The sequence below is a fragment of the Spirillospora sp. NBC_01491 genome (genome assembly GCF_036227065.1).
GTDB lineage: Bacteria > Actinomycetota > Actinomycetes > Streptosporangiales > Streptosporangiaceae > Spirillospora > Spirillospora xylanilytica.
On record NZ_CP109432.1, the window covers coordinates 2,878,298 to 2,892,627 of the forward strand.

11 protein-coding genes are annotated in these 14,330 nt (G+C 73.0%); all 11 read right to left on the reverse strand.

What is annotated here, in order from left to right; genetic code table 11:
- Positions 1–44: 44 nt before the first annotated feature.
- Complete coding sequence (locus OHA34_RS13465; RefSeq protein ID WP_329521770.1) at positions 45–1,448, reverse strand: S28 family serine protease; 1,404 nt, start codon at positions 1,446–1,448, stop codon at positions 45–47.
- A 129-nt stretch (positions 1,449–1,577) separates the two neighbouring features.
- Positions 1,578–2,141 (reverse strand): GNAT family N-acetyltransferase, encoded by a 564-nt coding sequence (locus OHA34_RS13470; RefSeq protein WP_285944152.1) that lies wholly within the window; start codon positions 2,139–2,141, stop codon positions 1,578–1,580.
- 86 nt (positions 2,142–2,227) lie between these two features.
- Positions 2,228–2,665 carry an acyl-CoA thioesterase gene (locus tag OHA34_RS13475; RefSeq protein ID WP_285944151.1) on the reverse strand — a complete coding sequence of 146 codons (438 nt, stop codon included), beginning with the start codon at positions 2,663–2,665 and terminating at the stop codon, positions 2,228–2,230.
- 189 nt (positions 2,666–2,854) lie between these two features.
- Positions 2,855–4,516: an energy-dependent translational throttle protein EttA gene (gene ettA, locus OHA34_RS13480; protein WP_285944150.1), complete on the reverse strand. Its 1,662-nt coding sequence runs from the start codon at positions 4,514–4,516 to the stop codon at positions 2,855–2,857.
- A gap of 64 nt (positions 4,517–4,580) precedes the next feature.
- Complete coding sequence (locus OHA34_RS13485) at positions 4,581–5,870, reverse strand: sensor domain-containing diguanylate cyclase (RefSeq protein WP_329521771.1); 1,290 nt, start codon at positions 5,868–5,870, stop codon at positions 4,581–4,583.
- A 555-nt stretch (positions 5,871–6,425) separates the two neighbouring features.
- Positions 6,426–6,896 (reverse strand): single-stranded DNA-binding protein, encoded by a 471-nt coding sequence (locus OHA34_RS13490; RefSeq protein ID WP_285944148.1) that lies wholly within the window; start codon positions 6,894–6,896, stop codon positions 6,426–6,428.
- A 60-nt stretch (positions 6,897–6,956) separates the two neighbouring features.
- Complete coding sequence (locus tag OHA34_RS13495; protein WP_285944147.1) at positions 6,957–8,663, reverse strand: GTPase family protein; 1,707 nt, start codon at positions 8,661–8,663, stop codon at positions 6,957–6,959.
- Complete coding sequence (locus OHA34_RS13500) at positions 8,660–10,666, reverse strand: AAA family ATPase (protein WP_329521772.1); 2,007 nt, start codon at positions 10,664–10,666, stop codon at positions 8,660–8,662. Before OHA34_RS13500 ends, OHA34_RS13495 begins: the two co-directional genes overlap by 4 nt.
- The gene (cobA, locus tag OHA34_RS13505) at positions 10,663–11,901 is read right to left on the reverse strand and encodes a uroporphyrinogen-III C-methyltransferase (protein WP_285944145.1); all 1,239 of its coding nucleotides are present in this window, start codon (positions 11,899–11,901) and stop codon (positions 10,663–10,665) included. Before cobA ends, OHA34_RS13500 begins: the two co-directional genes overlap by 4 nt.
- Before the next feature lie 135 nt (positions 11,902–12,036).
- Complete coding sequence (gene cobT / locus OHA34_RS13510; RefSeq protein ID WP_329521773.1) at positions 12,037–13,203, reverse strand: nicotinate-nucleotide--dimethylbenzimidazole phosphoribosyltransferase; 1,167 nt, start codon at positions 13,201–13,203, stop codon at positions 12,037–12,039.
- A complete protein-coding gene (gene cobC, locus OHA34_RS13515) occupies positions 13,187–14,188 on the reverse strand; it encodes an Rv2231c family pyridoxal phosphate-dependent protein CobC (protein ID WP_329522402.1) in 1,002 nt (333 codons plus the stop codon). Before cobC ends, cobT begins: the two co-directional genes overlap by 17 nt.
- Positions 14,189–14,330 lie beyond the last annotated feature (142 nt).

Consider the following 14,330-nt stretch of genomic DNA (forward strand, 5'->3'; position numbering starts at 1 on the left):
GCCTCCCGGAAGGGAACGGCACGCCGCGGGCCTGCGTGGCGCGGTTACAGCGGCGGGCGCTGCAACTGGAGCGGGTCGACGGCGTCGGACGGGACGTTGCTGAACGCCTGCGCGTCCGGCTTCACGTCCGCCCACCGCAGCAGGTCGGAGACCGCCTTGGTGCGCTGCGCGTCCGGCAGCTTCTCGATCAGCTTGCCGCTGTGGTTCATGCCCGGCGCGGTGTAGACGGCCGAGTCGCGGCTGCCCTCGCCCAGCCGGAACGGCTCGGCGCCCCACGGGTCGTTCGCCCCGTACAGGAACAGCATCCGGCTCCCGTGGCCGCGCACCCAGGCGTCGATGTCGCGCATCGCCGTGCCGCCGTCGAAGCGCATCGGGATGCTCTTCGGGACGTAGGTGCGGGCCTTGTAGCTGTCCTCGTGACGCAGCAGCGGGCGCAGGCTCGTGAACTGCGGCTTCGGCCAGCCGAGCTGCGTCCCCGCCTGGTAGTAGTACGGAACGTAGGGGGCCAGGCCCTGGTCGGTGTAGTACGACAGTCCGGAGATCGTGTCGAGCGTCTTGTAGATCTCGTCATCGGAGGCGTTCACCGCGGGCAGGGTCGCGCAGTCCGCTTGCAGGCTGTACTGCCAGAAGCCCCATTCGTAGTCCATGACGGAGTTCTCGAAGGCGCGGTCGGGCGTGCGCAGCGTGGAGAAGGTCCAGCCGTTCTCGGCGGCGTCGGCCTTGAAACGCTGGAGCATCGCGGGGCGCCGCTTGAGGAACTCGCGGGCCAGCGACTTCACGTGGACGCGGCATTCCGGGTCGCTGCCAACCTTGGCGAAGAACCGGTCGTAGGCGCTGTCCTCGTCGTTCTTCACGTCGTTCGGCGCCACGTAGACCACGCTGCCGTCGACGTCGCGGGGGTAGAAGCGCTTGTGGTAGACGGCGGTCATGCCGCCCTTGCTCGCGCCGGTGGAGATCCACCGGGTCCGGTAGATCCGCTTCAGCGCCCCGATGATCCGGTGCTCGTCGGTGGCCGCCTGCCAGATCGTGTCCTTCTTCCAGTCGGCCGGCTCGGGCCTGGACGGGGTGAAGTAGCGGTACTCGACCGAGATCTGGTTGCCGTCGACCAGCGCCGCCGGCTCGCTCTTGAACATCGTCTCGGGGGTGTCGTAGCCGCTGGTGTACAGCACCATCGGCCGGTCGTCCGCCTTGTGCTGCAACATGATCCGCTGCTCGAACCACGGTCCCTTGGGCTTGCGGTGGTCGACCGGCTGCCGGTACTGGAGCCAGAACCACCGGTAGCCGGGCAGCGTGGAGGTCTTCTCCGTCACCGTCATGCCGGGGATCGCCTTGAGCCGGGCCGCGATGTCGTCCGGGGCACCGGGAACGGCCGCCCGGGCCGTGGTGCCGGCACCGGTGACTCCCGCGGCGAGCAGCAGGGCCATCGCTCCTCGTGTGAAGCGCCGCATCTTCCCCCTTCCACGTGGGATCTCCACAATTCGCGTCGTGACCTTAAAGGGAGAAAGGCACCCAGAACGAATCCCTGTCGGGCTTGTTACTGATCCGTGACGAGTCGCGCCCGCCGGACGTCCTGGGTACTACCCCAGGTCGGGGCGGGGGAAGAGGGACACTCCGTCGTCCCATGGGGCCAGCCGCTCGAAGACGCGCTCGTCGTGCCAGCGGCCCTCAGCGTAGAAATGCCGCCGGGCGGTACCCACCAGCCTGAAGCCGTTGTGGTCCAGCACCCGCTGCGAGGCGAGGTTGTCGACCCGGGTGCAGGCCTCCACCCGGTGCAGCCGCAGATGCCGGAAGGCCAGGTCGAGCACCTGCCGCACCGCCTCGGTCGCGACCCCGCGGCCGGTGTGCGCGCGCGCCACCCAGTACCCGACAAGGCAGCTCTGCATGGGGCCGCGCAGGATGTTGTCGAGCGTGACCCTCCCGGCGACCGCCCCGTCCACCAGCACGACGCCCGGCCACAGCTTCCGCGCGGCCTGCGCCTCAAGGAGGCCGCGAAGGTCGTCGGTCTGCCCCTTGGGGGTGAAGAAGGAGTCGTCCCGCTCCGGTACCCAGCGGCGCAGATGGTCGCGGTCGGCCTGGTAGAGCCGGACGAGGGGCGCGGCGTCGTCCAGCCGCGCGCCGCGGATCCCGACCGTCGCGGGCATGTCGCCCTCCTGCCCGTGACCTCCGACGCCACCCGGACCGGGGACGGTCCACGATCAGGATACCGATCGGGATGCAGCGGGGACCGTCAGGCCGCGGGTGCCATGTAGCGGCCGATGAACGCGCGCTCCTGCGGGGTGAAGCGGCGCAGCCGGCCGGCCTCCACGTCGAACGCGACCAGGGTCGAGGTGGCGGTCACGTACACGTTCTCGTCGTCGCGCACCTCGTAGGCGAGCTTGAACGAGGCGGCGCGGGCCTCGGTGACCCACGTCTCCACCCGGACCGGGTGGACGGTCGGCAGCAGCGGCAGCCTGTAGTCGACCTCGTGCCGCGAGATCACCATGCCGCGGACCGGCTGCTCCCCCTTGCGCACCGGGTCGCCGTGGAGCATCTCCAGCCGCGCGTCCTCCAGGTAGCCGACGAACTTGACGTTGTTGACATGTCCCTGGGAGTCGATGTCGCCGAACCGGAGGTGGAACTCGTAGACGTGCCTGTACTCGGCCGCGGGCAGGTCGGTGTGCTGCATGTCCTCGCCTGGGGGTCGGTGACGTGGGGGGACGGTCGCGCCGATGCTACCCGCCGCCCCGCCCGCGGGAGGCCACCGGCCGGACGCCCCGCGCGCAGGGGAAACCGGCGACCGCGCGGACCCGGTGACCACCCATACGAAAGCCGGCGGCCGTGCGGATCACTCCGCACGGCCGCCGGCCCCGGTGCCTCAGCGGGTCAGCTTGCGGTGCGTGACCCGGTGCGGACGGGCGGCGTCGGCGCCCAGCCGGTCGATCTTGTTCTTCTCGTAGTCGGCGTAGTTGCCCTCGAACCAGAACCACTGGGAGCCCTCTTCCCACGCCAGGATGTGCGTGGCGATGCGGTCGAGGAACCAGCGGTCGTGCGAGGTGATGACGGCGCAGCCGGGGAACTCCAGCAGCGCGTTCTCCAGGCTGGAGAGCGTCTCGGTGTCGAGGTCGTTGGTGGGCTCGTCCAGCAGCAGCACGTTGCCGCCCTGCTTGAGGGTCAGCGCCAGGTTGAGCCGGTTGCGCTCACCGCCCGACAGCACGCCCGCGGGCTTCTGCTGGTCGGGGCCCTTGAACCCGAACGCCGCCACGTAGGCCCGCGAGGGCATCTCGACCTGGCCGACGTTGATGTGGTCGAGCCCGTCGGAGACGACCTGCCATACGTTCTTCTTCGGGTCGATGCCGCCGCGGCCCTGGTCGACGTAGGACACCTTGACCGTCTCGCCGACCCGCAGCACGCCCGAGTCGGGCCGCTCCTCACCGACGACCATCCGGAACAGGGTGGTCTTGCCGACGCCGTTCGGGCCGATGACGCCGACGATGCCGTTCGGCGGCAGGGTGAACGACAGGCCCTCCATCAGGGCCCGGTCATCGAAGCCCTTGGTGAGGTTCTCGGCGACGATCACCGTGTTGCCGAGGCGGGGGCCCGGCGGGATCTGGATCTCCTCGAAGTCGAGCTTGCGGGTCTTGGCCGCCTCGGAGGCCATCTCCTCGTACCGCGCCAGCCGGGCCTTGCTCTTGGTCTGCCGCGCCTTGGGGTTGGAGCGGACCCACTCCAGCTCGTCCTCCAGGCGCTTCTTGCGCTTGACGTCCTTGTTGCCCTCGACCTTGAGCCGCTCGGCCTTCTTCTCCAGGTAGGTGGAGTAGTTGCCCTCGTAGGGGTGGCAGCGGCCCCGGTCGAGCTCCAGGATCCAGGTGGCGACGTTGTCGAGGAAGTACCGGTCGTGCGTGACGGCCAGGACGGTGCCCTCGTACTTGGCCAGGAACTGCTCCAGCCACTGGACGCTCTCGGCGTCGAGGTGGTTGGTGGGCTCGTCCAGCAGCAGCAGGTCGGGCGACTCCAGCAGCAGCTTGCACAGCGCGACGCGGCGCCGCTCACCACCCGACAGGGTGGTGACGTCGGCGTCGGGCGCCGGGCAGCGCAGCGCGTCCATCGCCTGCTCAAGCTGGCTGTCGAGGTCCCACGCGTTGCGGTGGTCGAGCTTGTCCTGGAGCTTGCCCATCTCGGCCATGAGCTCGTCGGAGTAGTCGGTCGCCATCTTCTCGGCGATCTCGTTGAACCGGTCGAGCATCGCCTTGGTCTCGGCGACGCCCTCCTCGACGTTGCCGAGCACCGTCTTGGCCTCGTTGAGCGGCGGCTCCTGCTGGAGCATGCCGACCGTGAAGCCCGGCATCAGGCGGGCGTCGCCGTTGGACGGCTGGTCCAGACCGGCCATCATCCGCAGCAGCGTCGACTTACCGGTGCCGTTCGGGCCCAGGACACCGATCTTGGCGCCGGGCAGAAAGTGCAGGGTGACGTCGTCGAGGACGACCTTGTCGCCATGTGCCTTGCGCACACGCTGCATCGTGTAGATGTACTCGGCCATATCGTCAAGCCTAGGGGGTTCCCGGACCGGTCGATGCAGGGCCCGGACGGCGCGCCCGCCCGGCTCAGCCCCCCGGGGCCTTGGGCCCGTCGACCGCGGGCAGGCAGACCCGGTCCCGGCCGGACTCCTTGGCCCGGTAGAGCGCGAGGTCGGCGGCGGCCAGCAGCTCGATCAGGTCCTCCCCGTGCATCCGGAACAGCGAGACGCCCACCGAGATCGTCACCGCCACGGTGCCCTCCTCGGCCGGCACCGCCAGCCTGCGCACCCGGCCGCGCAGCCGCTCGGCGACGCGGCACGCCTCCACCGTGTCGGCGCCGGGCAGCAGCACCACGAACTCCTCGCCGCCGAACCGGCCCACCACGTCGTAGTCGCGGAGCTGGCCGCACAGCGTGCTGGCCACCCCGACCAGCACCTGGTCGCCGATCAGGTGCCCGTGGGTGTCGTTGACCCGCTTGAAGTAGTCGATGTCGATCAGCAGCAGGGCCAGCGGGTCATGGGTGCGCTGGGACCGGGACAGCTCGGTGTCGGCCTCCCGCTGCCAGGCGGCGGCGTTCAGCAGCCCGGTCTTGGCGTCGGTCCGGGCCGCCGCCTGCAACTGCTGGTGCATCAGGCTGCGCTGGAGCAGCACGACCGGGGGGAGCGCCAGCAGCAGCAGCCCCAGCGACAGCGTGCTGGTGATCGCCACCAGCATCCCCACGCACAACTCCACCACGTCGAGCAGCAGGCTCTCCCGGTTCCACAGCACGTCGCGCCAGCGGCTCTCGGGGTTGGCCGCGTGCGCGGCGATCGCCACCAGCGCCGAGATGACCACGGTGAACAGGGCCGCGCAGCCGACCGCGACCGGGATGCCGGGGGTCACGTCGACGATCCACTGCGGTGTGCCCGCCAGCGGCTCGGGCACCACCAGGTGGAAGACCAGCGACGCGCACGCCCCCGCGATGCCGTGCGCCGACATCACCAGGAGCCTGCGGTACACCAGGGTCCTGCGGACCCTGAACTGGAGGAGCGCCTGCAACGGGATGGGGATCAGCAGCGCGTAGACCGGCGGCAGCAGCAGCGCCACCGGCAGCCACCAGGCCGACAGCAGGTCGCGGGCGACCCCCGCGGGCATGCCCAGCCGGCGCGAAGCCTCGATGCAGACCGCCCCGCAGGCAAGCAGAGCGGAAAATGTCAGGAGATCGTTGATTCGGAGCGGAGTGCTCACCAGGCCCGCGACGGTGAGCGCGAGGTGGACCGCGACGACCGCGGGCACGTAGACGGCCAGCAGGGACGAACCCCGCAAAACCCCCCTGCGCTGGGGCTTCTGGGCCAAGTCCCCACCATGGTCCTCGGCGGACGACTGCACTGCCGTCATCCTTCCCCCCTATGCATCACGTTGTGTAACACGATAGTTGCAACGTGTGCGGAGCGGGCCGGAAACCGGTACCTTCGAAAGGGCACATGTGGGTGACCGCTCTGGTCACCTGCCGCAGGACCTGCGAACACGCGGTCCTCAGCACATCCTGAGGGGGAGAACACCATGCGCGGCGTTTCCTGGATCTAAAAGGCGGCCCGCACCCCGACGGCGGGGGCGGCGGCCGGCGGCACGCCGGATGACGCCCCCGCGACCGAGGGAGAAGTGACCAAAGGCGATCGCCCGACCGTTCCCCCGGCGGCATCCCCTTAAGCCTCCGGAGCGCACCCCGCCCCGGCGGGGCGCCCAGGCCCGTACGCCCTCCCGACAAGGACCGCGCACGGGCCTGCTATCCGGTGTCCGGGCGTCCCCGATCAGCCTTCCCCCGTCTCCCGCCCTTCACTCGCACCACACCCCTCTCTCCTGCCGCACCCGCCCGCTGTGGTCGGTCGGTTCGCCGAAGCGGGCGCGGAGGGAGTCGGCGTCGATCGCGGTGAGTGCCCCCGGCCGGGGCGGTCAGGCGGCCTTGGGCTGCTCCTCCTCGGCGTCGAGCGGGCCGCTGAGGGCCCACTGGTCGGTGGCGTCGCGGGCCTCCCGGCGGTCGTCGTCGGTGAGCGCGCCGCCGCGCTGGACGGGGCGGAAGTCGGCGGTGCCGCGGCTCAGGTCGTGCCCGAGGGTGGTGGCCTCGACCTCGGCGGAGAACCGCCACTGGCCGTCGCGCTCGTACTGGCGGACGCGCAGCCGGCCGGTGACCACTACGGGATGGCCCCGCTTGAACTCGGACGCGTTGACGTTGTCGGCGAGGCCGCGCCAGCAGTTGACCACCAGGAACATCGTGTCGAGGTCCTGCCACTGGCCGGACTGGCGGTCGTAGCGGCGGGGCGTGCAGCCGACCCGGAGGGACAGGAACGGGGTGCCGTTGCCGGTGACGGCGTAGTAGGGGTCGGCAGCGATCCAGCCGGTGAGGGTGATGTGGGCTTCGTTCATGGCTCCACGGTGACGGCCCGTCACCGTGGAGCGGAAGGGGCGTGCGGAACTGTGGATAACTCAGCCGAGCGCGACGTCGACGTCCTCGCGGAAGCGGGCGTAGACGCGCAGCTCCTCGGCCACGGGCTCGAGCACCTTCTCGTCGGCGACGCGTTCGATGCTCTCGCGCATGTGCTCCTCCATGCGGTCGCCGTGCTTGGCGGAGGAGAGCGCGACCATGTTGCGGCAGGCCGAGGACGTGAGCCAGCCCATGCCGCAGGTACAGACGGCCAGGACCGCGACGTAGGGGATCAGGCCGGCCTCGCCGAGCAGGGCTCCGGGGTCGTCGCCGCCCGCCTCGAAGACGCCGTAGGCGACCAGCAGGCAGATCCAGACCACGCTCAGCACCGCGACCAGGACCAGGAAGTACTGCCAGGTCTTGACCAGCCACCACCAGCGGGGCACCTGGTTGAACGTGGGCAGCGCCTCCTTGAGGGAGACGCCGAGGGACTCGGGGAGCTCGGCGGCGTGGGAGCGCCCGGCGGCGCGGACCGAGCGGGCCCAGGCGTCCGGCAGGTCGCCGGTGACGCCGTCGGTGACGCCCTGCACGGCGTTGTCGACGTCGCCCTGCTGGGCGCCGATCGGGCCGGTGAACGCGCCGCGCAGCTCCTCGCGCAGCTCGGTGAGGCGCATCCGGCGGAGCGGGTCCGAGCGCAGCCGGGTGACGAGCGCGGCGACGGGCCAGCCGACGAAGTCGGCGGCGCGCAGCTCGTAGGCGCTCTCCATCGCCTCGGCGACGGCGGGCGCGCCGGCGGCGTCGGTCAGGGCCTGGACGAGTTCCCCGCGGCGTTCGCCGTCGACGCCGGCCGCGGGCTCGGTGTCGCCGCGGTGCGGGACGAACCGCCGGGCGGTCCGGTCGACGTCGGCGGTGAGCCGCTCGCTGCGGGCACGGCGGGCGGCGACGGCGTCGACGAGGATCTCGCGGAACCCGGCGACGCCCTTCTCGCTGATCGCGGAGGTGGTCACGATGCGCGGGTCGGCGAGGCCCTCGGCCTCCAGCAGGCGGCGCAGGTCGGCGACGCAGTCGTCGATCTCGGCGGGCTGGAGCCGGTCGACCTGGTTGAGCACGATGAGGGTGACGCCGGCATACCGGGCGAACGGGACGATGTAGTTGCGGTGCAGCGCCGCGTCGGCGTACTTCTGCGGGTCGACGACCCAGACGAGCAGGTCGGCGATGGTGACGAAGCGGTCGACCTCGGCGCGGTGCAGCGCCTGGATGGAGTCATGGTCGGGCAGGTCGAGCAGGACCAGGCCCTGGAGGGAGCTGTCGGCGCGTTCCAGGTCGAGCGCGCTCGCGCGGGCGTAGCGGTGCCGCTTGTCGACGTCGAGCCAGTCGAGCAGCGGCCCGGCGCCGTCCAGGCCCCAGACGCAGGCGTGCGCCTTGGAGGTCATCGGGCGGCGCACGCCGGTGGGCGACAGCTCCAGTCCGCAGATGGCGTTGAAGAGCGAGGACTTGCCGCTGCCGGTGCCGCCGGCGAGGGTGATCACGGTGTGCTCGCCGGAGAGCCGGAGCCGCTGCCCGGCCCGGCCCAGCAGGGCGCCCGCGTCGTCCAGGAGCGGCTGGTCGAGCCGGCCGGCGCCGGCTTGGACGACCCGGTCGAGGCCGTCCAGCCGCTCGGTGAGCGTCGGTGCCGCGGGCGCGTCCGGCGCGGGCCCCGCGGTGGCGGCTCCGGCGACGGGAACGCCGGTGTCCGCCTGGGAGCCGGCGGGCATGGCCGAGGTGGTCATCGGGCGACCTCGAGGTTGTAGGTGGCCTGGTAGAGCTGGACGGGGACGGTCTCGTCGGGGATGCCGGCGGCGTCGAGCGCCTGGCCGAAGCGGATCGCCTCCTCGTCGAACAGCATGCCGATGCGGCTGCGCAGGTCGGCGCGGGCCTTGGCGCCCATGCCGCGCAGCGACTCGGCGCCGAACAGCGCCTTGAGCAGCCGCTGCGGGACGGCGCTGTTGCCGCCCTCGACGTTGACGTCGGAGGCGCCGAAGCCGAGCAGGCCGATCGTCAGGACCAGCGAGACGGCCTCGGTGTCGAACGAGACCAGCTTGGCGACCGAGCGCTTGGTGACGCCCTCGGTGCGGATGAGCTCCTGGACGTGGTCCTGCCAGGCGCTGACCGCGCGGGTGACGCGGCGGGACAGCTCCGGCGAGACGTGCCCGAGCCCGGCGGCCGGGCCGGACGCCACCGGCCCGCCGGCGGGGTGCTCGCGCCAGCGCGCGAGGACCTGCTCGGCGGCGTGCTCGGCGGACGCCATGATCAGCGATTCGAGCCCGCTGCGCAGGGACGCCTTGAGCGCGCGGACCCGGGCGGGGCTGCGGTGCCGCCGGCTGGCGCCCCGTCCGCGGCGGGCGCGCTGGGCGTGCAGGGCGCGCAGCAGGTCGCCCGTCCCGGCGAAGTCCTGCCAGCGGGCGAGGACCTCGCCGCGCAGCAGCGACCCGTTGCGGGTGGCCTCGTCGAGCTCGGCGAGCGCGGTGCTGTAGGACGACTCGACCAGCCGCGCCAGCTCGGTGCGCTGCTCGACCTGGACCTCGACCTGGCGGGCCAGCTCGGGGACGCGGGTGCGGAAGCTGTCGAGGACGCCGGCGAGGGTGTCACCGACGATCACCTCGCGGTCGCCGGTGTTCTCGGCGACGCCGACGAGCCAGGAGCGGATGTCCTCGACGGCCTCCTCGGGGAGGCGGCTCTCCTCGATGCGGGTCTCGGGGACGGTGAAGCGGCGGGTGTCGCCGACCTCGTTCTCGCCGAGCATCTCGCCGAAGTGCTCGACGACCTCGCCGCCGGCGCCCTGCGGGACGCGGGACAGCACGACCCCGATGGTGGCGCCGTTCTCCTTGGCGCGCTGGAGCATCTGCCAGACTTGCGCGTCGGCGTAGCGGGCGGCGGTGGTGACGCACAGCCACAGGTCGGCGGCGGCCATCAGCTTGGTCGCGAACTCGTAGTGGTCCTCGAAGACCGAGTCGAAGTCGGGGCTGTCGAGCAGCGCCAGGCCGGGCGGCAGCGCCTCGCTGGCGATGATGACGAGCTGGTCGCCGGCGATCGCGTCCGGCGCGGGACCGCGGACCCGGCCCATGCCGGGCAGCATCGGGCCCTTGAGGAACCAGTCGGCGTGGTCGGGGTGGCAGACCAGGATCGGGCTGCTGGTGGTGGGGCGGAGCACGCCGGTGGCGCTCACCCGGGCGCCCACCAGGGTGTTGACCAGGGTCGACTTGCCGGCGCCGGTGGATCCGCCGAGGACCACCAGCATCGGCTTGCCGGCCGCCTGGATCCGCGGCAGGACGTAGTCGTCGAGCTGGTTGCGCAGCTCGGTGCGCGCCTCGCGGGCCTCGGCGACCCCGTCGACGTCGAGCACGAAGTCGAACGCGCCGAGCTGGTCGCGCAGCCCGGTCAGGGCGCGGGTGAGGTCGCCCTGCCGGTACGTCGTGCCGGACGTCCCGGGGGCCTGGGCGGCGCCGGGCGCGCCGGGCTCCCGGGCGCGGGCGCGGGGGTCGGCGGGGGTGCTGTCACGGCTCGTTCCGGCTTCGCCCGTGGCCTTCTCCGAACGGTCGGCGCCGCGCTGCCCGGCGGTCGTGTCGTCTGTGGCGGTGTCGTGTGTGGTGGTGTCGTGTGTGGTGGTGCCGTCTGTGGTGGTGCCGTCTGTGGTGGCGTCGCTGTCGGACACCGTGTCGTCCTCGATCCCGTGTCCCGGGCCGGTGCCCGCCTCCTCGTCGTGAATGGCGCTCTGTTCTGCCGGGGGTGTCACGGATCCCGTCCCATGTCCGTTCGAATCACGTCGATCTCTCGTGCCACGTTGACGACGTCGCCCACGACCACGATCGCCGGGGGCCTGACTCCGGCCGCGGCCATCTCGTCGGCCACCGTGCCGAGCGTGGCCGTCAGCGCCCGCTGGCCGGGGAGGGTGCCGTCCTGCACCACGGCGACCGGCGTATCGGACGACCGACCATAGCGCATCAGGGCGGTGGTGATCAGTGCCATCCGCTCGACCGCCATGAGCAGCACCAGGGTGCCGCCGGCGTGTCCCATCGCCTCCCAGTCGACGGTCGAGTCGGGGTGGTCCGGGGGGACGTGCGCGGAGATCACGTGGAACTCCTGCGCGACGCCCCGGTGCGTCACCGGGATGCCCGCCGCGGACGGCACGGCGACCGCGCTGGTGATGCCGGGGACGACGGTGACCGGGACGCCGTGCCGGGCGCAGTGCAGGGCCTCTTCGCCGCCGCGGCCGAACACGAACGGGTCGCCGCCCTTGAGCCGGACGACGAACTTGCCCTGCCGGGCGTGCTCGACCAGATGGTCGTTGATGCGGTCCTGGGCGAGCGTCCGGCCGTAGGGGATCTTGGCCGCGTCGATCACCTCGACGTCGGCGGCGAGCTCGTCGAGCAGCTCGCGGGGGGCGAGCCGGTCGGTGACCACGACGTCGGCCATGGCCAGGAGCTGCCGGCCGCGGACGGTGATCAGCCCGGCGTCGCCGGGGCCGCCGCCGACCAGGGCGACGCCGACGGGCTTCTGCCGGGAGTGCCGGGATTGGAGGGTGGCGTCGCGGAGCCCGTCGACGATCGCGTCGCGCAGGCCCGCGGCCCGCCTCGGGTCGCCGCCGGACAGCACCCCGACGGTCGTCTCGCCGACCTGGCCGCCGGCCGGTGTCCAGGCCGGGGAGGACTCGGCGTCGTCGGCGCGCACCGACCAGATCCGGGCCGCCTCGGCCTCGGCGATCACGGCGCCGTTGACCTTGGCGTCGTCGGTGACGGCCTGCACCAGCCAGGCGCCGGCGCAGTCGCCGCGCCGGTAGGGGCGGCGGTGCCAGGTGACCCGCCCGTCGCCGATCAGGTCTTCGAGCGAGGGGGTGACCTCCGGAGAGACCAGCACCACCTCGGCTCCGGCGGCGACCAGGGTCGGCACCCGGCGCTGGGCGACCCTGCCGCCGCCGACGACGAGGACGCGGCGACCGCCGAGGCGCAGTCCTAGCAGGTACGGGGGCACGTCGTCATTCTCTCGATCAGGGCTCTTGGGTCGTTCGCGGACGCGGGTGACGGACATGTGGCTTTGCGGACCAAAGGTACTCGGGTTACCGGTCTCATGGAGAGGGCTCCCGCCCAGTCGATAGCCGAGCGTGACTCATTCGGTGATCACCTGGGGACGGCCGGCGTCCTTGCCGCTCACTCCGGCCGAGTCGAAGGTCGCGACCTCGTGCAGCACCCGGACGGCGCTCTGGACCAGTGGCAACGCCAGCAGCGCGCCGGTCCCCTCGCCGAGCCGCAGCTCCAGGTCGACCAGCGGGCGCAGGCCCAGGTGGCGGACGGCGGCGGCGTGGCCCGGCTCCGCCGAGCGGTGCCCGGCGACGCAGGCGGCGAGGGCGTCGGGGCACAGCGCCCGCGCGGCGAGCGCGGCGGCTCCGGCGATCACCCCGTCCAGCACGACCGGGACCTTGAGGGCGGCGGCGCCGAGGACGAACCCGGCGAGCGCGGCGTGCTCGAGCCCGCCGACGGCGGCGAGGACCTCCAGCGGGGCGCCGGCCTCGACGGCGGCGCGGTGCCGGCCGAGCGCGGCCCGCACGACGCCGATCTTGTGCGCGTGGGTGGCGTCGTCGATGCCGGTGCCGCGGCCGGTGACCTCCTCGGGCGGCAGGCCGGTGAACGCGGCGATCAGGGCGGCCGAGGCGGTGGTGTTGGCGATGCCCATGTCGCCGGTGATCAGGCAGCGGGCGCCGGCCGAGACCAGGTCGCGGGCGACCTCGATGCCGGTCTCGACGGCCCGCCGGGCCTGCTCGGGCGTCATGGCGAGGCCGCGGGTCATGTCGGCGGTGCCGAGGGCGATCTTGCGCGGCAGCAGGCCGGGCGCGGCGTCCAGCTCGGCGGCGACGCCCACGTCCACGACGCTGACCTCGGCGCCGGCCTGCGCGGCGAAGGCGTTGACGACCGCGCCGCCGGCCAGGAAGTTGGCCACCATCTGCGCGGTCACCTCCTGCGGCCAGGGGGTGACGCCCTGGGCGTGGACGCCGTGGTCGGCGGCGAAGACGGCGACGGCGGCCGGTTCCGGCAGCGGCGGCGGGCTCTGCCCGGCCAGCCCGGCGAGGCGGACCGACACCTCCTCCAGGACGCCGAGCGAGCCCGGCGGCTTGGTGAGCCGGGCCTGGTGGTCGCGGGCGTCCCGCATGGCGGCCTCGTCCGGCGGGACGATGGCGGCGATCGTCTCCTCGATCAGGTTCACGGTGTCCTTCCCGGGCGGCCTCCGCCGCCCGTACTGCTCGTCGTGCCTGGCGGAGGGGTCAGATGCCGAGGTCACTCAGCACCTCCAGCAGGGCGTCGTTGGCGGACCGGCCCCGCACGGCGAGCCGCAGCCAGTCGGGGCCGAGCCCGGGGAAGGTGTCGCCGCGCCGCACGGCGTAGCCGCGCTGCCTCAGCAGGGCCCGAATGCCCAGCCCGTCCGGTACCCGCAGGCACAGGAACGACGCCCGCGGCTCGGGCACCACGTACAGCCCGCGCGCGGTCAGCTCGCCCGCCAGGCGGTCGCGCTCGGCGGACAGCTCGACCGCCCACGCCCCGGCCTCGGCCACGGCCGCCGGGGACGAGCACGCCTCGACGGCCACCAGGGCGGGTGTGGACACCGCCCACAGGGGCTGGGCCTCGGCCAGGCGGGCGATCAGGTGCGGGTCGGCCAGCACGTATCCGGCGCGGAGCCCGGCCAGCCCCCACGTCTTGGTGAGGCTGCGGATCACGACCACGCCGGACGGGAGCCGCGCGGCGAGGCTCTCCGGCTCGCCCGGCACGCAGTCCATGAACGCCTCGTCGACCACGACCGTCCGGCCCGGACGGGCCAGCGCGGCGATGGCGCCGGACGGGTGCAGGACCGACGTCGGGTTGGTCGGATTTCCGATCATGACCAGGTCGGCGCCGTCCGGCACGGCGGCCGGGTCGAGGGTGAAGTCCTTGCCGAGGACGGCTCGCCCGACCTCGTGCCCGGCCGCCCGCAGGGCCGCCTCGGGCTCGGTGAACTGAGGGTGCACCACGACGGCGCGGCGCGGTTCCAGCACCCGTGCGAGCAGCACGAACGCCTCGGCGGCGCCCGCGGTCAGCAGCACCTCGTCCACCGCCCGGCCGTGCCGCCTCGCCACCGCCTGCCGGGCGGGCCCCGGGTCGGGGTAGGCGGCCAGGTCGGCGACGGTCTCGCGGAGCCGCTCGGCCAGCCAGGCCGGCGGCATTCCGGCGCGCACGTTCACGGCGAAGTCGGCGAGCCCGCCGCCGACCTCGGCGTCGCCGTGGTGGCGCAGATCGACCTCGTCCGGCTCCTGCCGCTCACCGGCCGGCCCCGGCCACGGCCCGGCCGGCTCCTGCCACGTACCCGTCACGGTGCGCCCTCCGGCCCCGGTCACGCGATCCCCCCGGTCGCTCGTCCCGCCCGCCGCCGTGCGG

Bases quoted from the DNA above. Each gene is read 5' to 3' on its own strand.
- OHA34_RS13465 (WP_329521770.1), bottom strand. From the start codon at position 1,448: ATGCGGCGCTTCACACGAGGAGCGATGGCCCTGCTGCTCGCCGCGGGA.
- OHA34_RS13470 (WP_285944152.1), bottom strand. From the start codon at position 2,141: ATGCCCGCGACGGTCGGGATCCGCGGCGCGCGGCTGGACGACGCCGCG.
- OHA34_RS13475 (WP_285944151.1), bottom strand. From the start codon at position 2,665: ATGCAGCACACCGACCTGCCCGCGGCCGAGTACAGGCACGTCTACGAG.
- ettA (WP_285944150.1), bottom strand. From the start codon at position 4,516: ATGGCCGAGTACATCTACACGATGCAGCGTGTGCGCAAGGCACATGGC.
- OHA34_RS13485 (WP_329521771.1), bottom strand. From the start codon at position 5,870: ATGACGGCAGTGCAGTCGTCCGCCGAGGACCATGGTGGGGACTTGGCC.
- OHA34_RS13490 (WP_285944148.1), bottom strand. From the start codon at position 6,896: ATGAACGAAGCCCACATCACCCTCACCGGCTGGATCGCTGCCGACCCC.
- OHA34_RS13495 (WP_285944147.1), bottom strand. From the start codon at position 8,663: ATGACCACCTCGGCCATGCCCGCCGGCTCCCAGGCGGACACCGGCGTT.